Raw genomic sequence first — 20,912 nt, 5'->3', positions numbered from 1 at the left:
CAAATTAGTAAGCTATGCTTTTTTATACAATGCGATATCAAACACATGATCTGGACGCAATATTTCTTCAACCATATTCCACTTTTGCCTATCAACCTCTCTTGATGGAAAATTAAATAAGGACTTCAATTGATTACCATATCTCATAGCAACAACTACATTTTCATTCGTTAATGTATGTAATTGATCCAATATGTAATATTTATTTTCAACAGTTGAACTAAAAATGATATGAGTCACGTTTTTCGTAAAATCAAGATTTTCCACTAATATTTTTTCTAGTCTAATATTTAATCCATTTCCTAATTTCTCTACTACGTTTCGTCCAAGTTGAATAGCTTCATCATCAATATCTATGCCAACAACCTCTGCTCCTGTTCGCTTAGCGATTAATAATGGCGTCATTGGAAATGAACCTGATCCTACTAACAATACTTTTGACTCCGAAGTAATTTGAAAACTGCCAAATTCTTTTTCAATACATGATTCTATATTTTTAAAATAGTCTGCCTTTTCACTATTTCCATCCAGTAGCTTGATTGCACGAAATTTCTCCATAATAGCTACACAAAGTGCCGATTTTCTTCTTAGGTTCATCACAAGTTGATTCAAATCACTAGATTCTTGTAGTTCTAGTTGTTTCCAAGCTTCTTTATTCCTCTCGTTTGTTATGAATTTTGAATAGTCATCTATTAAACTCTCTAACTCTGAACAATTATTGATTGTATGATCATAACTTCCTGTTAAACCATCAAATTTTTGTGAAAACTCACTTAAATATTCTTGAAAAGTTATTAATGCATTCATTAATTTTCCCCCAGTACAATGTTATTACTAACCATCTATAAAAGCTTTGCCTTGTGCTACTATTTGGACCGACCCTTCAATCAAAAGGCTTGTTAATTCTTCTCCATGACAAGTAGCAAATACTTTAATATCGCCACCGGGTTGCCTTATATTTGTAACAATCTCCCCTTTATTCTTCCAAGCTAAATAGGCTCCTAAGGAGGCTGTACCAGAACCACACCCCCTTTCCCAAATCAAACTATCTAAATGTGGGACATAAATGAGTGGAGCCATTTCCTCAGATTTCGATTTATACAATAAAACGCCGATCAAGTTAGCACCTAAAGTTACGCCAAGCAACTTTGCTAAAGATTGCGCTTTTTCCCTTACTGTTTTACTAAATTCCTCCACTTCTATCACAATGTGTATAAATTCATGGTATCTCACTATAATCATATTCAAATCGTTGCCATCATACTTTATTGTTCTCTGTTCTATCTTTTTAGGAATAGGCATAGTAACCAGACAGTGATATTCTTCTAAATTTCTTTTCATTTGACATGTTATTAATTTATCTGTGCCTGAAGCTTCTAATATTATCTCCGCCAAATCATTATGCTTTAGACCTTTTTCAGATGCTATAAAAGCTGCCAGTGCCATACAAGCATTACCACAAAACTCACCTCCAGCCATTTGTAACTTTGCGGCAGCTTTATTATTTATCGGCTTTTCTATGAATCCAACTTGTTCTGCATGCACGCTGTCGTATGACATGATTTTCGAAGCAATGTACTTATACTGTTCAACTAGATAATTAGTTTTAACAAGAATTGTCATATTTTGTGTTGGATTAAATTTTATAAAATCTATTTCCTGGATCATCTCAACTACCCTCTACACTTATATTTTTTGGTTTTCCTTTCTTCATAAAGTATTAATCACCACAAATAGTAATGATTACGATTATCAATTACAAAATGAATTATAGCATAATGTTGGAAAGTGTCAACAAATATTGGGTCTGTTTTTTTACACTGTTGCCGCTTGAACAATGTCATAATTTTCATTTTTTTCTCTTTCCATGTTTATCCCTTAGGATTATATTCACCATTACATATCGGTGCAGCACGATGATTTAAAAGAAATGGGAAACCAGGTGGCAGATAAGGAGTTAGTCGGGGTATTCTTAGATACTGTTGGTAATATAAAATCCTATTTGCAAATCTGAACAAAAGTAACAAAATGAGCCAATCCAGGAGTTTATCATAAGGGTTGAATAGAAAATTATGGCCTTTCCGCTGCGCAAAACTGGGATTTCATTACACAGCACCTTATGGTCGTCAATATATGGGGATTTCTAACAGAAGGAAAAGATGAATGGGCATTACAGAAATTAGTAGGAATGTACTTTAAAGATATTGATTTTTATCTTCTTATTTGATATTGTGAGTTTTATCAAATTATAAATAGTAACAATTACGATTTATAAAGACAAATACATGATATACGATTTCATGTTTAAATTATGGGAATCTATCGACTATTTTCTTTTTTAATAAGATCTATTATCATATTGAATGATTAATCGAAATGTGATGGATATAAGAGACTAAATGATAGGACACTTCATTTTTGTTTTCTCCCTCCCTAACATATCGATTGTTTAATTTTTATATAAAATATTAAGCAGGATTAGTAACAAATTGAACCTGGGGGCCGCACTATGTTAAGATCCATTTACACCATAGCTTTACTAACATGTATTTTATTATGTACTTTAGGCTGCACAGTTAAGGATAGCTCTAAAGAAGAAGATAATATACACGATCAAAGTGTAGGTACGAAAAATTCAGCTTCTAACTCAAAGGAAAATGAACCTAATATTAACACGGTTCAACAAGAGGCTATTAAAGTCTCCGCAAACCCTGAAAGCATTCCTGTATTAGTAAATAAGTTAAATCCACTTCCAGATAAATACAGACCTGACGACCTTTTTTATCCAAATGTACCGTTTATTTTCAAGGAAAAAATCGAAAAACGAATGATGCGCAAAGAGGCCGGGCAAGCCTTGGAAAAATTATTTCTTAAGGCTGAAGAAGACGATATTAAATTAGCAGGCGTATCTGCATTTCGTTCACAGGAAACGCAAGAAGCTATTTTTAATAATTATGTAGAAAGGGATGGACTTGAAAAGGCTAAAACTTATAGTGCATATCCAGGAACCAGTGAACACCAAACAGGCTTGGCTATTGATGTAAGTGGCATTAATGGCACTTGTGCTGCTGAAGAATGTTTTGGTCAAACTAAAGAGGCTGATTGGTTAGCTAAAAATGCAAGTGAGTTTGGATTTATCATTCGTTACCCAGAAGGTAAGCAAGAAATTACAGGCTATAAATATGAGGCTTGGCATATTCGTTATGTAGGTATAGAGATAGCAAAAGACATTCAAGCTCTAGGGGTGACACTCGAAGAATACTATAATGTTCAGCCCGTTTCTAAGTAATATTAAGCCAACGACATCTAAAATGCGATGTATCATATTTTAGATGTCGTTGGCTTAACTTTTATATACTGATTACCAAGGTTAATCCCTTCTGCTATGCCTTCGAGCAAACTGTTATTATGAGATACTTAAAGGCATCACAGAACCAATAGTTTTTTTGCATAAGGATATTTAACATAATTTTCAATTAAATCTTGATTTGTTTTTTTCGTTTCTATTTCATTCAATTCATCTTCACTTTTATAAATACTTGGGAATACTCAAATACAATTTCATCCATTACTGAATAAAAAATTAATTGTATTTTTATCCTCCATTACTCTTTTTCGAACCATTCCTATTTCACTTGAAGGTGATTCATGGAAAGTTACAATAAAATTGTGTCCGACAAATATATCTAATCTTCAGGTGCAAGGGAGTATTGGTTTAAAGTGTGCAGAACAAAAAAATTTTAACCATCATAATAATCAAGTTTTGGACGCTGTAGGAAATGTAAGCAGTCTTCAATTGCAAGTGGATGGAAATCAAAATGAGTCTTTAAAAGCATGCTACTTCATCATTAGATGTATCGAAATCTACCCAAAATCATTTAATTTCTGAATCATCTAATCGTTTTAATGGTATATCAGTTATTAGTTTTAATCGTTTGTTACCACAAAAGTACTTATCATATTTATCGCTTCCGCATTTATTAGTAAATTCAAAAAAAAAAGGCCACCAAATGGCAACCCCGCATCTCAACTAACGCACCTATTTGAACAAAAATACCTCAAGGAATATAGTCCTTCAACTTATAAATACTTTTTTTTGCATCGTGTCTAACTTTTCTTCAATACGGTTTAATTGTTCTTTTCTGTTTTTTGAAGAACGCCAATATAATAATAGGATTGCTATAAAAAATATTGGTACTCCCTAAGCAAATAATTGAAAAATAATATCCCCGACATTTACTTCTGCATTCATGGTTTTTCTCCTCCAAATATGATTTACCGACGTGAATTTTTGATGGTTCTAAGATAGTTATTTTATCGAATATTTCCATGAAGTTTTCGATAAAAAGTCTAAATCTCTTTTCTACATATTAATTGTACAAAAAAACTCGGGTGAAATTCGTACAAGCTATATGTACCAACGGAATTGTAATTACATCCAAATAACTCACGGATACAAATTATTAAACTCCTAGGCCACAGTTTATATAATAGCAACCGTTTTATATCCAAATTGTTGCTTTTTTTCATTGCTATAAACGATTCCAAAATCCCTTTAAATCTAATGGTACAAATACTTTATCCCCATGTATTTCCTTATGTATGATGAGATGTGAAAAGTTTGGTTCTAAACTTAACCCTTCTATTTTATGCCTAGCTGGATTTATTTCTAAAAAATTTTTAAAGTCTTCGGGTAACCGCATAACACTTGCTCCTTTTTTATTTTTTATAGAATACATTCTTAATATATCCATCAAGAATGTTTTTATTGTTATTTTTAACAAATGAATCCTTCCCTAGAAGATATATTGTGACATAAAGCTTCAGAATTTCAGAAACCATTTTTTGGAAATTATGACACTAACAGTGTTTGACGTTGTATTTCGAAATTAATTCGATTAACAGCTCTTCTTGCACAGTTGTAAACACCGATGTTGATCTAAACCAGTCTGATTTGAGAAGACGGTTAACAGATACAGTGTAGTGGAAAATAAACGATTTTCTGATGATGACAATGGCCATGCCACCCATTTAGCTGGGATTATTGAGTCGGAACTTCTTTTGCCATCATGTTAATGGGTTGTAATGTAGAAGAAGATAATAATCCACCTCCAGAAGTTCCTGATACAAGGGAACCAATTGAAGATCCTCAATGTGCAACTGAACCGGATAATATAGATGAAGATAATGAAAAAATTAATGATGATGAAGATGATGTGGTTCCTGATTTGAAGATCCAATTGAAGACCATAAAGATGTACGACCCAGATAATATAAATGACTTATGATAAATGTCGTCCACTTAGAGGGAAGCCCGTTATCGGCTTGGATGAGAGATAGAAAACATACGTCAACGTCCATACCGCCCAAAATCCGGACGGAGAAATTCGCGGACAAATTAAGCCTTGTTAGCGTGAAAAGAAATATGAGGATGAAAAAATTATTCAATCAATTTGCAGTCAGACCTGGCTGCATTATTCTTAGATGCATGGTGAAACCTCCAGTAGTGCATAATAATTTTTAGATCAATTGGAAGGGGTAATCACCATGAAAAAGCAAATAAAGCAAAATGAAAAGGGTGCTGAAGAAAGGCAAAATGAGCTGCAAACAATTAATGATATTTCTAGAAGCGAATCCGGGCAGCCGCTCCCTCAGCCTAAAGATTACGATGAAATAGAGTACTAAGATAAAAGTAAATCTTCCGGAAAAATGAGTTTAAACCAATTCCTTCAGTAGCAAGGATACATTTATGAAAAAGTAGATTTACAACATTAAGGTATTTTTATTATTATAAGCCGATTTATCTCTATATTTTCCAGAGAAATCTGGCTTTTTTTTATTAATCACTGAAGTATTTTAACACCCTTCAATATTTCCCCATTAAACTATGTCTCCACTCCTCTGGATTGGGCAACATTCATAAACACATACTGGATAATACATTTTCATTAATTTCGATACTTATTCATATCTATAAAATGTAAGTTTTATTTTTTGAAAGAGGAGATGATTTTTTGTATCAGGATGATTATTATTACCGATTTAACAACTGGGAGCCTATTTTATATATGTTACATCAAAGTTTATATGCTGAAGAAATGGTATGTGCTATGAGTAGTGAGCTTTTCCATATACCAGCAACCAAAGATTTAAAAGGGAATCTTGAGATGCATAGCCATCTAGTCCCTGCTTCATAACACCGTGTAACCGCAGTGGGGTCATCTCAAAGGGTAAAAAATGGTGAGCAACAGCAATCCATTATAGAAACAATGGTAACTTGTATAATGAATGCTGAAACCCGAGATAAAAAAGTACGTGAAGGATTAATACGATGGAGAAAAAATGCTAGTCCTGAATATATTTCGTTTATTAAAGTGATTATCAAATGACAAGAACAAGCAGAATACTATTTATATCAAGCAAAAGACGCTTTACGATCTATGGGGGTTTCTTTTCCCTCTTGAAGGCAAATGGAGATGGTCCTAGCAACCAACTTCTTTATGTATAGAATTTTTTTCATCGAGTCGCCTTTATTATCTCTTAACACCTAACAGCTTGTTATGTAGTTTTGATAAGGTAAGCAATACAATAATAGAGCCTATTAATGTTAACGACATATCCCATTGTGCATCCCAAAAATCACCTTGTGTTCCTAAAAATTCTTTTGAAGCTTTTCCGCCTTTTGAAATTATAGAAGCTAACCATTCTATAATTTCATATAAGGCTCCAAAAGCAAGTGCAAAACTTAAAGTAACAGCATATAACCACGGACCTTTTGTTAGCGGGGTTTTACGTATTAATATTTCTCTAATTACAATCGTAAATAAACCTTTTAAAAAATGCCCAAACCGATCATAATGGTTCCGGTTTAAATCAAAATGATCTTTTATCCAATTAAATAGAGGAACTTTTGCGTAAGTATAGTGACCACCGATGAACATAGTAATCGAAAGAATAGCAATAATGATATAGGATAATGTGGTGAGGCGAAATTTATTGTATGTAGCAATTACAATGATCAGAACCACAACGGCAGGAAGTACTTCCATTGTCCATATCAAGTATCCTTCTGGCTGAATAACTGACCAAATAAAAACTGCAGTAACTAGCAATAGTATACTTTTATCTCTTCTCAATTTTTTCACTCCATTAGATTTATGATATTTTCAATTGTAAAAGACAGAAATTTCTACAGAGTACTTGATGGATTAGGTTATTAGATTATGCAATCGAAAGAATAAATATAGGGAGAACTAAGGGATTAATATCTGTTAGAGGTACGTTTCATCTGTATTCATCTCATTATGTGTATAGATAAAATGCTTAATCATTTCATTTAAATCATTAGCTGCTTTTGTAGGGATCTGATGCTTTGCATGATCAATAAATTTTAATTCCTTATACGGCAATTTGTCATGCAATAACTTAGCATAATGATAAAATGGTTTATCTTTTTTACCATAGACCAATAAAATTGGAAGATTGATTTTTTCTAGCTGATGGGTACAGTTATAATGCAAACTATAATGGTAATACTGCTCGATATTTCTGGCATCTCCTTTTAGGGCTTCATTAAACATCATGTTGAACAACTTTTGCGTATTTGAATTGCTCCATGAAATGGATAGCGCAAGAATTGGAACTGCTCCTTTATTTGCAAGTGATATTCCTAAAGAAATCTTTTGCTTTAAATATTTATCCCTCACTTCAGATATTCCACCTATTACAATGCCTCCTAGAGCCCAATCGGCAGAATTCAGCAAATATTCCAATACAATAGAGCCTCCGGTTGAATATCCGCATATGAATGCTTTTTTAATTTTTAAATGATCCAACAGATGTTTGATATCTTCTACAATCAGCGGATAGGTTACTGGCGGTTTTGAATCCTGACTCCTTCCGTGACCTCTAATATCAAAAGTAATAACTTGAAATTCTTGGGATAATTCCTCTATTTGGTTTTTGAAATTCATGCTTGTGAGTACAGGAGGATGAATAAAAACAATCGGAATCCCTTGTCCTTTAACATTAAAATACAAGCTAATACCGTCCACATCTAACATTGGCATGTATATGATCACCTCAAATAATCTGATATCGTTTCTAAAATCTTCAACTATTCTTTATTCAGAATGGTTGAAGTATGTATTGCTATACTAAATCCCATAAATCTAATAAATGATAAGTGCTTTTATCTTAATGACAAGCGACTTGATTTAGAGATATATGGGTTGAGGTATATAAAAATAAAATTCCCATAGAAGAATAATTGCGCAATTACCGTCTTTTGTTTTCTTATCATATATCCCTTTAAATTTTTTATATCTTATTTTTCCTTTATATCATTTTTTTATTACTAATTGTTTTGGTAACAAACACCTTGAATTTTTTAAGTTTTTTTTTACCCCAAGATATTAAGGTTCAGGAAATGAACAAAAATTTAATAAAATAAGGTGATGTAGATGAAGACAAACATGGATAAAATTTTACCCGTTTTCGCTTCAGTTGGAGTAGGTATTGCTGCTTATCAAATGTTGAGTGGAAATGGCGGAAAAATGAAAAATATGATGGGAATGGGGACTGGCATACAAGGACAGAATCAACAACAGTCCGGAAAAATAATTTCCTAATTAAGGTAATTTCTTCCAATCAACAAATAATCCCCCTTCCATGTCAAAGATGGTTGGGTGACTTTTCGATTTAAGAAACGGGTTGCTATAGTTTAATAAGGGTTCTGGATAGATAGGTAATGTGGACATTTACTTACTTCTAAAGGAACTTGAGAAAGGAAAGCATATGATTCATATTCTACCGTCCTGGAAAGTTCTGATAATGTGAATTATCCTGTTTCTTAAACGATATTAAATGAAAAAAGCGCAGCATGATGATTTTGAAAAAGAAGTCGTCAAACATGACGGCTTCTTCTCACTTAATTGAAGTTCCTATTTGTTATAGAGAATTAATGCCTGAATAGTACCCGTAAGTAGTGTCGTGTCAACATTAACAGACATTGTTGGAAAAGGACTGACCACATCTGGAAAGTACATGCCGTTCTCAATTAAAAACTTGAATGCCGGTGCTCGATTATTTTTGATGGCCTCTTGTAGAGGTGGGTCCATTAATGTATCAATAACAAGCATAATTACTGGTTTAAGTTTTGAAACTTTTTTCTTGTGAAAGATGCCACTCTTAAATCATCCTTCTCCTATTTATTGAACCAGCCTAAAAATCTTCTCTAACTCATACTGAAGACTGTTTTATTTATTTTTCCATTGTAAAATTTTTTTATATCTTATTTTTGATAACTTATACAAAGAAACAACTGGATTCTGACTTGACCCAATTCCTTTATTCCAGAGAAATCTCTTTTCTCGATTTTTACATATTTCTTGCTTAGGAGGGAATTTTATTTGTATCTATAAAGTAAGGAGATAATTTTTATGAACTACAAAGTATTTAAGTCAATTAATCAGCTTTCTGGACGTTGTTCTCCAATTGATTTGCTGATGATATTGATATCAAATAAAATTCGTTATGTGTTTATTTTTGTTTTGATTTTCATGTGGTTTAGAAATGATTCTTACAAAAAAGTGTCTTGCAACGCGGTGATATCTGTGGGGGTAACTTTGTTTATTAACACTTTGATTAAATTGTTTTATTTTAAACCACGTCCGTTTGTGAAACGTCGGGTCGGCATACTCATTCCTTCAAAAATGGTTTCTTCATTTCCAAGTAAACATACTCTGCTTGTATTTGCTATATCTACTTCTATCTTTCTTTATGACCGTGTCCTTGGTTCAATCATGTGGGTATTATCTGTGCTGACGGGCTTCTCACGTATTTGGGTAGGACATCATTATCCATCTGATATTATTGGAAGTGCCTTTATTGCAACCATGACCAGCATCATATTAGATAAAATTGCCCGCTGAGTAAATTTTTTTGCCTGTCAATAGCAGCTATATTTAGTCGAAATCATGGTTTTTATACAGTAATCAGTCTTTTACCAAGATAAAATTTTTTTCGGATTTTACTGATTCCAATTTCTTCACATAAAAATGCCCACATTGAATTGGGCATTTTTATGTGAATAGAAATTCATTTGTTTGTTAAAGGATTTTTGTCAGGTACTAATTCCTTTGAAAACTCTGTTATAGCAGCAGTGTTTAGCATTCGGCCAGCTGTTCGCGTTCGAATATTATTCATTACATTTTGAACAGGACGCAGCATATTTCTGTTTCGATTTCTTCCTAATCCAATAGCAGCTGCACTAACTCCTAGACCTAATAAAGAAGCCCACATCATACCTCTATTATTTCTTTTTCTGCCAAACATCGTTAACATGTTTTGCTTTCTCCCTGTATTCAAAAGCGCTGGTATCCAGTTATTCATTTTCAGGCACTTCCTCTATATAAAATTTGGAAAGCAAAATTTTTCCCTTCCATCATCTAATATTTGCTTTTAGGGGTTTGATGATGCTGGCAATGTTTTGATATGGACTTAAATTTCAGTAAACCAAATTCGATAAAGTATTTAAACTGATTAAGATAAAAGAATAGAAACATTTTACAGATAAATAAAAGAAGTCTAAGAAATAACATCTTGTATTGGGGAGGAATTCTTTCATGAGTAAGAAAGGAAAGCATAAGGGTAAAAAGGGGAACCATAAAACATCAGGTTCTGCAAATGGGCAGAATGGCGATCATTAAAAAGTTAAGCTGAATACAAAAGGGAGCATTTTAGGCTCCCTTTTGTACGTTCAGTTTTTTAGTTCCTTAATAATCGTAAGCTGTTAAGAATGACGAGAATCGTGCTTCCTTCATGACCGATCACGCTATAAGCCAGATCAAGAAATTGAAGGAAGTTGGACGCAATTAGAATCATGATTATGGTAATAGAGAAACTGTCCTGGAATTATCAAGACCTAAATCTACACTATTAGTCATGTATATTATGTGTATTCCTTTGTTCTTTTTATTAAATTAAAGCCACCCTTTAGTGGCTGATTTTAGGAAAAAGTATAAGGCAGCAACGCCTCTGTTATTATTATACCTTAAATATATATATCAGCTAGATTTGAGTTAGTTTTTACAGAACTGCTCCTGTAACAGTATAAAATAATTACTTAACGCCAGAGGGGAAGGGATTTTTTTGCTTAAGATAAGTCTCGGCCAAATATAGGCAGATTAATATGCAAAAGCTCACGAAAGGTTCAGTTTTTCTTTTGACAATTCAGCTATATTAGAATTTCTCGTCAATCATTTTAAAAAATTATGGATGCTTTTTAGTGTGATAAGCTTTTTTTATGTCTCTTTCCAATAAGAGCCCCCAACTTGTGGAAAAATTTTATCGAGATATAAGATAGGTTGAGTTGCAATTCGAAAAGAGCAGCCCTCAACGGATCTGCTCTTTTTGCGCATCGCAAAGATAGAAATGGTTTCTCCATCTTCTTGTTGTTTCTGTTATCGTATTTTCAGTCTGATCAATATTAATGTCTCCGGGATCTTTTAGTTCCGATTCTAAAGAGGTATCAGAGAACAAATGATGAAGGAAATAGAATCACAGTTTAACAGCAGTATGAACTGTTTACCTAAGAGTGAAAGAAATATTGCGGCTTACTAAAAAATCGGATACAAAATATGTTAAACGGAAAAATTCCGTAAAAAGGAATCTACTGTACTTGTATTTATAGACCACTCTGTGCGTTAAAAGATAACGACGGAAACAATACCATATTATATCGGAAGATTATGAACAGGTATTAAAAACTTAACAGCGTGAAATTTTTAATAAATTCCTATCAGTCTACAAACAGCTCAATCGAGAAGTAATGCAAATATACATCTAGATAACTGGGCCTATATCTAAAAACCACAACCAGCTTCTAGGGTGGCTGGTTGTAGTCTTCAGTTTTTTTGTTATCGCAGCTAGAATTGACTCTTTATTTTAAAGAGTCTCTTATTTTACGTAAGAATTCTACTTGATGATCAATAATTTGCGAGTGAAGTAACTGGCTCTCTTTTAATAAACGAGTATAAGGTCTTCTAATGCGAATTCTTCTCATAAATAACACTCCTTTCATCTTTTCTTTATATTATTAATGTTTGTCCTTACCTGTAACGGCTAGTCCCTCTAAATGAAAAAAAAAGTTTCATTTCTTTAAATAGAACCATCATCAATCTAGCCAACGCAACACAGTGCTATTGAGATCCATGTTGAATAGGCCGTAATCAATGACAACCATTTCATTATCCTCTGAAAATGCGACATTATCTAACCGCAAATCGATTGGAATAATGCCGTATCTTAGGAATTTCAATTCTAACCCGATTAGTTTACTATATCCCGTGATTGCAAATGGCACTTTTGTGCCCATCTTCTTCATAATAACCCAGCCAGAACCAAACTCCTTAACCGGACATAGGTACTTTTGGACTTCCTCATTGCAGTTATTATAAATGTAGGCTTCATTTGCGTTGCCTAATAATCCTACTTCACATAATGCAATTTTTAAGATATAGCCATTATTGAGGTCATAGACAATTCTGTTATAACCATATCCAATCATTTTATACTTGAATTTTAGAGTTTTTTTAGCAGTAACCATTTTTTGTCTTGCCGTTTTTAAAAATTGGTATTCTCCCATTTGAGATATCCAGGATTCAATGGCTTTTATCTCTTCACGGGACAACATAGAACTTTTACTCGACTGTAATCCTTCATTACCATTGTTAATTGGGCACATCCCCTAAACGTCTCCTTTTTATTAAAAAATTTGTAACCATAGAAAAAAATTTCCAGGTAGACAGAGAAACAAATACTTAGAAGAGTCAATGAGTAAAAGATTGCGTTCTGGCTGTTTATATTGTAGCGTTCAGAATTTATTTATTTTGCAACTTGGGTTGATCGAATTCGTTTGTTTTTTTCACGATCCTACGCAATCCTCGCAAGCATAAGCACTGCTTCGATCAATGCAATAAGATTGCCAATACAATCTTTCCTACCTCCGCCAAATGGAAAGTAGGCATACACAAAATTATTTTCAAATCGTTCAGGCTTAATAGACTGTTGATCTTTGAAATACTCGGGCTTTCGATGAATTACACACTGCCTTACAAGGACCACTTTACGTCCAGCGACAAAGACTGGAGGGAAAAAGCGCATCGATTCCCAGATTATATTTTGAGTATAAGTTAGTTTTATGAAATCCCCAGGCGAAGGGAGGCGGTTACCGATTCGATTGCTTTTTTAGTCGGAACCTATAAAGTCAGTTGAAGGAGAGTTCTCATCCTTTTCACTGCTATTCTATGGCGGATTCAATCGTCCCCCGAGTACGCATAGCCTTCCTTGAAATCCATGCTGAACATGGTCATGCTTATGATGCCAAGAGCAATGCTCATCATCTCCTGCGTTTTGATTCGTTCTTCACCGTCTATCCAGGCGTCTATAGTTCGTGGTTATATTGACAATATCCTTCCATCTATACATGATATGTCTTTTATATAAAATGGCTTGTATTGTTATTGAGAATAACTAGAGTTATTGAGAAAAAAATTCAACACTAAAACTTATTTAAATAGATGTTTTAAACTTATTTAACAAAATATTTCCCTTATCCTTTTAAACAGCCTTTACTCTCAATGAGCAAAGGCTGTTATTTTACGAGTTTCTACTATATTTTATAATGATCTTTTTAAAGTTTTTTCATATTCCTTTACCAACTTATAAAAAGTAGTCTTTTTAACGCCTAATTCCGCCATGGCTTTAACGGCTGTCATCTCTCCTGCTTTCCATAAGTCAAAGACTTCTTTAAGCTCTACGTTTCTTAAGCTTTCGGCCGGCCGAAGGCATCAATTCCTTCACCTGCCGTTTTCGTATACGATCGTTCTTCTTCAGCCATCCAGAAAAGGATTTGTAAAACAAGATCTGTGATGAAGGTTCCTAAACTATCCTTAAATTGAGTGGTGTCCAACAAAGGCATATCCATCACCACGATATCTGCTTGAATATTTTTCGTGATGTCATCCCATTTCTGGAGGATCTCTTCTTTGCATCTCTTTTAAGAACCATCAGTTTTTATAATTGACATTGAACCCGATTGAATTTTTTTCCTTAAAAAAATATTTGTTAGTCTTCTTTTTAACAACCTGTCCAAACCAATTTATACTTTCCTCATAGAATGAATACAAGTAATTATATCGAAATGGAGGAACAAACCATTGAGTGACACAGATTTTTCACATGATTCTCCCAAGGGCCCAAAAGGAAGACTAATTACTGGCCATTCAAAGGAGTTTATTTCAGATACACTTGGCTTTCTTACCCACTTAGCAAAAGAATATGGAGATGTTGCTAAAATTCGTTTTGGACCTTTCCAAAATGTTTACTTCATTTCAAATCCAGATTTAATTAAGCAGGTACTTGTAACAAAACAAAAATCCTTATTGAAATCAAATGACTTCCATGCTTTAAAACCATTACTTGGAGAAGGCCTTCTTACAAGTGAAAAAGAAATTCACATGCGCCAAAGAAGGCTTATTCAACCTTCTTTCAAAAAGTCTCATATTAGCAATTATGCCCAGGATATGATTGATATAACAATGAACTATATTTCCAATTGGAAAAACAGGGAAGAACGGATTATTACGGAGGATATGATGAGCCTTGCTCTCGGTATTATCAGCAAGACCATGTTCAGTATGAACCTCAAAGAAGGATATGACGAGCTCGGGGAACCTATAGAAGCATCTATGAGAATTGCTGTTAAAAGGATGAGAACACTTCTTCAATTGCCACTATGGGTTCCGACTAAAAATAACCGTGAATTTAAAAATTCGATACAAAGACTTGATTCAGTGATTTATAGCTTTATTGAAAAACGTAGGGAAGATTCAGAGAGACATGAGGATATGCTTGGGATTCTTATGGATGCTCGAGATGATGAGGATGGCTTAGGTATGACAAACCAGCAGGTACGTGATGAGTTAATGACCATTTTCCTTGCCGGTCACGAAACAACTGCAAACGTGCTTTCCTGGACCTTATACTTGCTTTCACAACACCCTGAAGTGGAAACTAAACTTTTCAATGAAATAGATAGCGTAATCGGCAATCGTAACCCTACTCCTGGCGATTATATGAAATTAACGTACACACAAAATATTATCAATGAATCAATGCGCATATACCCTCCTGGCTATATAGTATCACGGAAAGCGGAGGAGGATGTGGTAATAGGAGGATATCATTTTAAAAAAGGCGATATGCTCTTGTTAAGTCAGTATGTGATGCACCACAAGCCAGAGTATTTTGATAATCCAGAGTCTTTTAATCCTGAGCGATTTGAAAACAACTTTGTGAAAACTCTACCTCAGTTCGCTTACTTTCCGTTTGGCGGAGGGGCAAGAGTTTGTATCGGTAATCATTTCGCAATGATGGAAGCTGTGCTTGTCCTAGCGTGCATTGCTCAACGATATCGGATAAGGCTTGCGCCGGACCATCATGAAGTAAAACCACTTCCATCTATTACACTCAGACCAAAGCGTGGGTTGCGCATGATTGTCGAAGATAGAAAAGAGTCCCTTCGTGAATCCAGAATTGATGAATAGTAATATGGATTTAAATGACTTGTGGTGGCCATTTGGCTTTGGAGTATTTGGGTGTGTTGGCCATTTTAGAAGACCCTATTCTTTCAGTTTTTTAGCAGATTTTTCGTAGGAGTCATAAATTCACGTTTTAGATTCACACTATTTATTTTACCTCTGAAACAAAGAGACAAAAGGCTGCAATGTTCTTATTCAAGAACACATTGCGGTCTTTTCATGTTTCTTGGCCTTGTGCCATACTACAATATTTATCTCCACTGTTCTATTTTTAGGGCTGGGGTAATGGTATAGCAAATCCTGTTTTAATAGGCTTCCTTGGCAGGACTATTTACCATCACTCGCTCGTTTTGAAACAAGGTTCATTCCGTATCTAGTAATTTACGTTGTTAGCTCTTCCTTACGAGAAAAAGAGCGAAAACATTAATCGTCTCTCTTCCTTTTATTTCTAAATTTCACTTTACTATTAGAGGTACATGCTCTGCAGTTGCCCAATTGTTTAGCGACCAAAAAATAGCTCAAAACCTAGATCTTTATTAAAAGTTCTCTGATACGATTGTTGTCGATTGCTTTTGCGGACTTGAGTGGAGGTGAGGCATTCGCTTCAGCAATAAAGCTTGGAATTTAGATATTTGCCCAATCAGACATTACGGTATTTGTCGTACAAGATGTTAAAGTTTGACGTTTTGTAAACAAATCAGAGTGATTTCACTGGTAGGAAGGCCTAGTCCATCTGTTTATTTTGCTCCTTCTTTTGTCAAAATCCGTTCAATCACTTCATTCACTCCTTGTCTCTCCTTTTCCTGTATTTTCAGTTCTTCCTTGTCATCTGAGATACACCCTTGAAGCAAGAGAATGCATCCTATGTTTACTGCCAGCCACTTCCACATAAAATACACGTCCCTATTATTTGTTATTATCACTGTTTTTCTTGACCCATAAATCAAGGCCTCTATGCACTTTTCATCTCAATGTAATGAAAGGGTACTTCTTTCTATTGGCTCCTTGACACATAGGGCAAGGTTCGCGAATTCCTTAAATCTCTCAATCGGAGAGAAATTCGCTTCCCGAATTGCTGTCATTTCGATGTGATTTCCAATACATCATTAGTACCGATAGCAATGATTTCCCCGTTTCGTACAACAACAGCCCCAAAAGGACGTCCTCCTTTTTCAGGTACATTCATATGTTCCAGTAAAATGGCCTGTTATAGTAATTCTTGAGGTTCCATGAAATTTTCCTTCCTTATTAATTTTAATGTCTTAAATTATGTTAGAACTTAATCTTAAGCTCACTCTAAACAATTTCTTAAAAAAAGATAAACTTATTAATAAAATTTTTTAATGTTTATAAAAAATACCCGCCACCTTTGTGACGGGTCAAAACAAACTAATTAAACATTAAAGCGATATCCAGCTCCCCAAACGGTTTCCAAGAATTTCGGATGTGCAGGATCTCTTTCGATTTTTTCACGTAATTTTCTGATATGGACTGTCACAGTTGAAACATCCGCAGCTGACTCCATCCCCTAAATTCTTTCATAAAGCTGCTCTTTGCTCAACACTTGGTTCGGGTGCATCACAAGAAACAGTAACAAATCGAATTCCTTTGTAGTAAACGAAATTTCCTCTCCATTAACATGAACTTTGCGCGCTGACTTATCTATCGAAATTCCATGAACGAAAACTGTATTTGTTTTGGCTTGCCTTCCTGCTAAACGTTCATAACGGGCTAAATGCGCTTTCACTCTAGCAACCAGTTCATTTGGACTAAAAGGCTTTGTAATATAATCGTCTGCCCCTAAACCAAGACCTCGAATTTTATCGATATCTTCATTTTTGGCCGACACAAGCAAAATAGGGATGTCTTTGACAGCACGTATTTGTTTGCATATCTCAAATCCATTTACTCCTGGAAGCATGATGTCCAGAATAATTAATTCATAATTCCCTTGAAGAGCCTGTTGAAGCCCAGCATCTCCTGTATGTTGAATAGTAACAGTAAAACCATTAATTTCTAAATAATCTCTCTCCAATTCTGCAATGCTAACATCGTCTTCAATAAGTAATATTTTTATCATTTTTCCTCACCTTTCCTTAGGGAAAAGAAGACACTTGTCCCTTTTCCTATCTCGCTAGTAGCCCAAATATCCCCTCCATGCTCGTGAATAATCTGATTTGCAATCGCAAGTCCTAAGCCACTTCCGCCTGTCAGAGAATTTCTAGATTGTTCTGCGCGGTAAAAGCGATCAAAAATGTAAGGTAAAGCAGAAGATTCTATTCCTTGCCCGTTATCTGTTACTTGTACAACTACATCGTATGGTCCTTCATGCAGAGAAATGGCAATGTTCTTTTTTTCTTTCTTCGTATACTTCACACAATTACTGATTAGGTTAGCCAATACTCGTTTTAATTTCTCTCTATCTGCAGTCACGTATATCAGTTTATCCTGAAGATGAAGTTCGATCTGGATCCCTTGTTGAAGTAAATCTAAATGAAGTTCTTCTACGTAGTCTCTCATATATCTATCCAGTTCGACAGTTTCAAAAGTGAATGGTTCTTTTTTTAAATCTAGCTTCGAAAATAAGAACAGCTCATCTATCAATGAATCCATATCTTTTGCTTTTAAGTATATACTTTTCCATTTTCTGCGGGGTGTTTGCTACACCGTCTTTTATACCCTCAACATATCCAATAATCGAAGTAATAGGCGTTTTCAAATCATGTGAAATATTTGATAGAAGTTCTTTTCGATTTTCCTCATACTGAAGCTGGATATTAACGGACTCTTTTAATTTTATTCTCATTTCATCAAACGTTCTATTTAACTGTCCGATTTCATCATTCGAAGTAGCTTTAATTTCAAAGTTTAAATCTCCTGATTTTATTCGTTTAGCACCTTCTTTAAGAACTGAGATGGGCTTGATGATACTTCGTGAAACTAAATAGTTTAAAAGCCCAATAATCATAATAAACAAAAATAGCAATAGACCAAATAAAATTGGAAACAACTCTCGAGCCAACTCGGCATAGGAACTCGCCTTTCTCAATACAAAAATACTTCCTTTGCTTTTATCCAAAAAATAAAAATCAAACTTCACATACGTGAAAAAAAAGTCTTCGATTTTAATCGTATCTCGCGTATTGATGTTTGTTTCTTCAAATCCAGGAAGCGACTTAACCAATACCTGCTTATCCAATGAGGGGGAAGCATACTCGATGTTCGTATCTTTTCTAACGACAATCTCGATATCCTTCTGTTCAATTTTCTTCAGCTGCTCTTCGTTTAGAAGCTGCGTAGGATTATTTTTAGCCAATAACTTTAAATCGAGAAACGCACTTTCTTCTATTGCAGTCAATGGCTTTTGCACATAAGATTTTTTGTAAAAATACTCTATAGACTTTATATCGCCCGTTATCGCAAAAATAATTAAAAACCCAGCCGCTAACAATAAAGTGATAGAAAAAAGTATCACCCCCACTTTTTCAGGGAATTAAAGAGGATGAATAGGATGAGTCAGGTAAATGCCACTTCTCTAAAATTTTCTAAAAAACGGGATATTATCAGTGAGCTTACCCTATCAGGATTACAATCTGCAAGATTGGGTCGATATAGAAGAAGACCTTCCAAAGACCATAAGATGGTAGAAGGTGCTTTAAAACTACATACTTCTCATCAATTTAACATCAAAGAAATTACGGATATGACGGGTGTTAGTAGATCAGTATTATATCGAGCTTAGGAAAACATTTAACCTTGGGGTTGGAATAGAGGGATTATCCTGTGGACATAAGAGCAACGGAACTACTTGCAACAGATAAAAGAAAGAATCTCTTGACAATCCCTTTTACTTTAAGCAATTGAGAATTAGCATACGACTATACCCTTACACAAGATGATATGGAAGAAATACGAAAACACTACGGTTTTTCTAATTTTTCTGCCCACTCAGATCGGGTTATTTATCAGTCATTACTAACATGCTGACACACGAAAAGGCGATCCTTCTTAATATAGAATCGCCCTCAATATATTTGGTTTTCAGGAATCCAATATATCACTTACAAATTATTGTACCTATTCATTTTTCACTAACAATTTTTATTAGGCTTAAGAAAAAAATTAAGCGATTATCGTCAACGAGTTTCTTCTATTTAAAACAACAACTTTTTATCACATGTTCCGTACTAAAGCTGGCGCCCTTGATAATTAAGGGTATTCCCTTAATTGGTTGTTATAGGAAGTTATATGATTGACTATCAAACTACTTAATTCGTCGTATTTTCACTCCCAAACTACTTCCCCAAAACAAATTAACACTATTTTTTGAGAAGTACGTTTTAGGATAACTGCTTAGAGTCCATATCATCCTTTTAAATACTAAAAAGTATTAGCGTGGATTTCACTTCAAATGTACCCAATTAGAGTTGAAGACAACTTACCTGTTAATATCGTAGTCCTCTCACTTTTTGCTTCTATCGCCTTTTACTAATTATGATAGTCGCTCCATATTAATTGTGAATTTATATCGATCTGCACGGTAGACGGATCTTACAACCTCAAGTGGTTTTTTTGTATCAAGCGTGCTTATTCGTTCAATTAGCAATACCGGGGCCCCTTCAGCTATCTCTAGCATTTCCGCCTCTTTTTTTTGAGCAATTGATGCTTCAATCACCTGTCTGCCATGCTGAATTTTTAAGCCGAACGTTTTTTCTACATAGCTATAAATGGAGGTTACGGCTATTTCTTTCGTTAGACCCAGGGCAAGATCTTTTGAAATATATAGCATTTCATATGCCATCGGCTGCTGATCAGCAAGCCTTACACGTTTCAGCTCGAAAATAGGAGTTCCTGCTTCAACCTCAAGCTTTGCAGCGAGATCATGATCTGCATTGACCTCTGTAAAACTGATAACACGTGTACTTGGTTTAAGTCCTCTTGAACGCATATCCTCTGAAAAGCTTGTTAATCCTTGCAGGGGTTGCTCGATTTTCTTGTGGGCAACGAATGTTCCTTTCCCGCGCTGCCTGTATAAATAACCTTCATTCACAAGATTAGAAATGGCTTGTCTCACCGTCATCCTGCTTATTTCATATTTTTCAGTGTATTCTTTTTCTGAAGGTATCATCTCGCCTGGCTCTAATTCAAGGTTTTGAATCGCTTCTTTAATCGCCTCTTCAAGTTGATAATAAATCGGAAGCGGAGAATTCTTTTGGATCATTTAGCGTACATCTTCCTTTCATCGTGATGTAATTTTGAAAAGGATCCTGATCGGGATCATCTCAAGCTAAAATAGCGTAAAATCATTCC

At 34.5% G+C, this 20,912-nt stretch carries 18 protein-coding genes and 5 pseudogenes; 9 read left to right on the top strand and 14 right to left on the bottom strand.

The window, feature by feature from the left end; translation table 11 throughout:
• Positions 1-12 precede the first annotated feature (12 nt).
• Positions 13-807, bottom strand: coding sequence for a class I SAM-dependent methyltransferase (locus ACQKMR_RS06495; protein ID WP_427696549.1), 795 nt, complete (start codon positions 805-807; stop codon positions 13-15).
• Between the two features lie 27 nt (positions 808-834).
• Positions 835-1,668 (bottom strand): diaminopimelate epimerase, encoded by an 834-nt coding sequence (locus ACQKMR_RS06490; protein WP_427696548.1) that lies wholly within the window; start codon positions 1,666-1,668, stop codon positions 835-837.
• 841 nt (positions 1,669-2,509) lie between these two features.
• On the opposite strand from ACQKMR_RS06490, the gene ACQKMR_RS06485 reads away from it, so the two are divergent.
• Entirely contained in the window at positions 2,510-3,289 is a 780-nt protein-coding gene (locus tag ACQKMR_RS06485; protein ID WP_427696547.1) for a M15 family metallopeptidase, read from the top strand.
• 1,243 nt (positions 3,290-4,532) lie between these two features.
• Here the strand turns inward: ACQKMR_RS06485 and ACQKMR_RS06480 are convergent.
• Positions 4,533-4,784 carry a hypothetical protein gene (locus tag ACQKMR_RS06480; protein ID WP_427696546.1) on the bottom strand — a complete coding sequence of 84 codons (252 nt, stop codon included), beginning with the start codon at positions 4,782-4,784 and terminating at the stop codon, positions 4,533-4,535.
• A 285-nt stretch (positions 4,785-5,069) separates the two neighbouring features.
• Here ACQKMR_RS06480 and ACQKMR_RS06475 point away from each other — a divergent pair, with 285 nt between their 5' ends.
• The 4 genes and pseudogenes from ACQKMR_RS06475 (at position 5,070) to ACQKMR_RS06460 (ending at position 6,197) form a co-directional block, all read left to right on the top strand.
• Positions 5,070-5,288: a hypothetical protein gene (locus ACQKMR_RS06475; protein ID WP_427696545.1), complete on the top strand. Its 219-nt coding sequence runs from the start codon at positions 5,070-5,072 to the stop codon at positions 5,286-5,288.
• A gap of 55 nt (positions 5,289-5,343) precedes the next feature.
• Positions 5,344-5,412: pseudogene (locus ACQKMR_RS06470) on the top strand (CHRD domain-containing protein); the annotation flags it as partial.
• Positions 5,413-5,547: 135 nt separating this feature from the next.
• Entirely contained in the window at positions 5,548-5,685 is a 138-nt protein-coding gene (locus ACQKMR_RS06465) for a hypothetical protein (RefSeq protein WP_427696544.1), read from the top strand.
• 329 nt (positions 5,686-6,014) lie between these two features.
• Positions 6,015-6,197 carry a hypothetical protein gene (locus tag ACQKMR_RS06460; protein WP_427696543.1) on the top strand — a complete coding sequence of 61 codons (183 nt, stop codon included), beginning with the start codon at positions 6,015-6,017 and terminating at the stop codon, positions 6,195-6,197.
• 336 nt (positions 6,198-6,533) lie between these two features.
• Here the strand turns inward: ACQKMR_RS06460 and ACQKMR_RS06455 are convergent, their stop codons facing one another.
• Entirely contained in the window at positions 6,534-7,136 is a 603-nt protein-coding gene (locus ACQKMR_RS06455; protein WP_427696542.1) for a DUF2238 domain-containing protein, read from the bottom strand.
• Between the two features lie 135 nt (positions 7,137-7,271).
• Entirely contained in the window at positions 7,272-8,069 is a 798-nt protein-coding gene (locus ACQKMR_RS06450; protein ID WP_427696541.1) for an alpha/beta fold hydrolase, read from the bottom strand.
• Positions 8,070-8,462: 393 nt separating this feature from the next.
• Between ACQKMR_RS06450 and ACQKMR_RS06445 the strand changes: the two genes are divergently transcribed.
• Positions 8,463-8,630, top strand: coding sequence for a hypothetical protein (locus ACQKMR_RS06445; protein ID WP_427696540.1), 168 nt, complete (start codon positions 8,463-8,465; stop codon positions 8,628-8,630).
• A 342-nt stretch (positions 8,631-8,972) separates the two neighbouring features.
• On the opposite strand, the pseudogene ACQKMR_RS06440 reads toward ACQKMR_RS06445, so the two are convergent.
• Positions 8,973-9,140: pseudogene (locus tag ACQKMR_RS06440) on the bottom strand (alkaline phosphatase family protein); the annotation flags it as partial.
• 300 nt (positions 9,141-9,440) lie between these two features.
• Between ACQKMR_RS06440 and ACQKMR_RS06435 the strand changes: the two are divergent.
• Entirely contained in the window at positions 9,441-9,932 is a 492-nt protein-coding gene (locus ACQKMR_RS06435; RefSeq protein WP_427696539.1) for an undecaprenyl-diphosphatase, read from the top strand.
• 166 nt (positions 9,933-10,098) lie between these two features.
• Here the strand turns inward: ACQKMR_RS06435 and ACQKMR_RS06430 are convergent, their stop codons facing one another.
• From ACQKMR_RS06430 to ACQKMR_RS06415, 4 genes and pseudogenes are all read right to left on the bottom strand, one after another.
• A complete protein-coding gene (locus ACQKMR_RS06430; RefSeq protein ID WP_427696538.1) occupies positions 10,099-10,392 on the bottom strand; it encodes a hypothetical protein in 294 nt (97 codons plus the stop codon).
• Positions 10,393-12,175: 1,783 nt separating this feature from the next.
• A complete protein-coding gene (locus ACQKMR_RS06425) occupies positions 12,176-12,745 on the bottom strand; it encodes a hypothetical protein (protein ID WP_427696537.1) in 570 nt (189 codons plus the stop codon).
• Positions 12,746-12,933: 188 nt separating this feature from the next.
• Positions 12,934-13,164 carry a cytochrome P450 gene (locus ACQKMR_RS06420; protein ID WP_427696536.1) on the bottom strand — a complete coding sequence of 77 codons (231 nt, stop codon included), beginning with the start codon at positions 13,162-13,164 and terminating at the stop codon, positions 12,934-12,936.
• A gap of 515 nt (positions 13,165-13,679) precedes the next feature.
• Positions 13,680-14,056: pseudogene (locus tag ACQKMR_RS06415) on the bottom strand (recombinase family protein); the annotation flags it as partial.
• Positions 14,057-14,219: 163 nt separating this feature from the next.
• Between ACQKMR_RS06415 and ACQKMR_RS06410 the strand changes: the two are divergent.
• Positions 14,220-15,608, top strand: a complete 1,389-nt coding sequence (locus ACQKMR_RS06410; protein ID WP_427696535.1) for a cytochrome P450 — start codon at positions 14,220-14,222, stop codon at positions 15,606-15,608.
• A gap of 731 nt (positions 15,609-16,339) precedes the next feature.
• Here the strand turns inward: ACQKMR_RS06410 and ACQKMR_RS06405 are convergent.
• The 3 genes and pseudogenes from ACQKMR_RS06405 to ACQKMR_RS06395 form a co-directional block, all read right to left on the bottom strand.
• Positions 16,340-16,492, bottom strand: a complete 153-nt coding sequence (locus ACQKMR_RS06405) for a hypothetical protein (protein ID WP_427696534.1) — start codon at positions 16,490-16,492, stop codon at positions 16,340-16,342.
• A 503-nt stretch (positions 16,493-16,995) separates the two neighbouring features.
• Positions 16,996-17,682, bottom strand: a pseudogene (locus ACQKMR_RS06400) (response regulator transcription factor).
• Positions 17,679-19,083 (bottom strand): annotated as a pseudogene (locus tag ACQKMR_RS06395) (sensor histidine kinase). The pseudogenes ACQKMR_RS06400 and ACQKMR_RS06395 overlap by 4 nt, the downstream one beginning before the upstream one ends.
• 30 nt (positions 19,084-19,113) lie before the next feature.
• On the opposite strand from ACQKMR_RS06395, the gene ACQKMR_RS06390 reads away from it, so the two are divergent.
• Positions 19,114-19,344, top strand: coding sequence for a helix-turn-helix domain-containing protein (locus ACQKMR_RS06390; protein WP_427696533.1), 231 nt, complete (start codon positions 19,114-19,116; stop codon positions 19,342-19,344).
• Between the two features lie 750 nt (positions 19,345-20,094).
• Here the strand turns inward: ACQKMR_RS06390 and ACQKMR_RS06385 are convergent.
• A complete protein-coding gene (locus tag ACQKMR_RS06385; RefSeq protein ID WP_427696532.1) occupies positions 20,095-20,823 on the bottom strand; it encodes a GntR family transcriptional regulator in 729 nt (242 codons plus the stop codon).
• Between the last annotated feature and the right edge of the window lie 89 nt (positions 20,824-20,912).

It is taken from the genome of Peribacillus sp. NPDC096540, from assembly GCF_050278525.1.
Taxonomy (GTDB): domain Bacteria; phylum Bacillota; class Bacilli; order Bacillales; family DSM-1321; genus Peribacillus.
Note: the sequence above shows the minus strand (reverse complement) of the source record. Positions and strands in the feature narration are given on the sequence as shown.

What these genes read in the sequence shown, in the direction of transcription:
- ACQKMR_RS06495 (WP_427696549.1), bottom strand. Translation starts at nt 807, where the DNA reads ATGAATGCATTAATAACTTTTCAAGAATATTTAAGTGAGTTTTCACAA.
- ACQKMR_RS06490 (WP_427696548.1), bottom strand. Translation starts at nt 1,668, where the DNA reads ATGATCCAGGAAATAGATTTTATAAAATTTAATCCAACACAAAATATG.
- ACQKMR_RS06485 (WP_427696547.1), top strand. Translation starts at nt 2,510, where the DNA reads ATGTTAAGATCCATTTACACCATAGCTTTACTAACATGTATTTTATTA.
- ACQKMR_RS06475 (WP_427696545.1), top strand. Translation starts at nt 5,070, where the DNA reads ATGTTAATGGGTTGTAATGTAGAAGAAGATAATAATCCACCTCCAGAA.
- ACQKMR_RS06465 (WP_427696544.1), top strand. Translation starts at nt 5,548, where the DNA reads ATGAAAAAGCAAATAAAGCAAAATGAAAAGGGTGCTGAAGAAAGGCAA.
- ACQKMR_RS06450 (WP_427696541.1), bottom strand. Translation starts at nt 8,069, where the DNA reads ATGCCAATGTTAGATGTGGACGGTATTAGCTTGTATTTTAATGTTAAA.
- ACQKMR_RS06445 (WP_427696540.1), top strand. Translation starts at nt 8,463, where the DNA reads ATGAAGACAAACATGGATAAAATTTTACCCGTTTTCGCTTCAGTTGGA.
- ACQKMR_RS06435 (WP_427696539.1), top strand. Translation starts at nt 9,441, where the DNA reads ATGAACTACAAAGTATTTAAGTCAATTAATCAGCTTTCTGGACGTTGT.
- ACQKMR_RS06430 (WP_427696538.1), bottom strand. Translation starts at nt 10,392, where the DNA reads ATGAATAACTGGATACCAGCGCTTTTGAATACAGGGAGAAAGCAAAAC.
- ACQKMR_RS06425 (WP_427696537.1), bottom strand. Translation starts at nt 12,745, where the DNA reads ATGTGCCCAATTAACAATGGTAATGAAGGATTACAGTCGAGTAAAAGT.
- ACQKMR_RS06420 (WP_427696536.1), bottom strand. Translation starts at nt 13,164, where the DNA reads ATGCGCTTTTTCCCTCCAGTCTTTGTCGCTGGACGTAAAGTGGTCCTT.
- ACQKMR_RS06405 (WP_427696534.1), bottom strand. Translation starts at nt 16,492, where the DNA reads ATGTGGAAGTGGCTGGCAGTAAACATAGGATGCATTCTCTTGCTTCAA.
- ACQKMR_RS06390 (WP_427696533.1), top strand. Translation starts at nt 19,114, where the DNA reads ATGAGTCAGGTAAATGCCACTTCTCTAAAATTTTCTAAAAAACGGGAT.
- ACQKMR_RS06385 (WP_427696532.1), bottom strand. Translation starts at nt 20,823, where the DNA reads ATGATCCAAAAGAATTCTCCGCTTCCGATTTATTATCAACTTGAAGAG.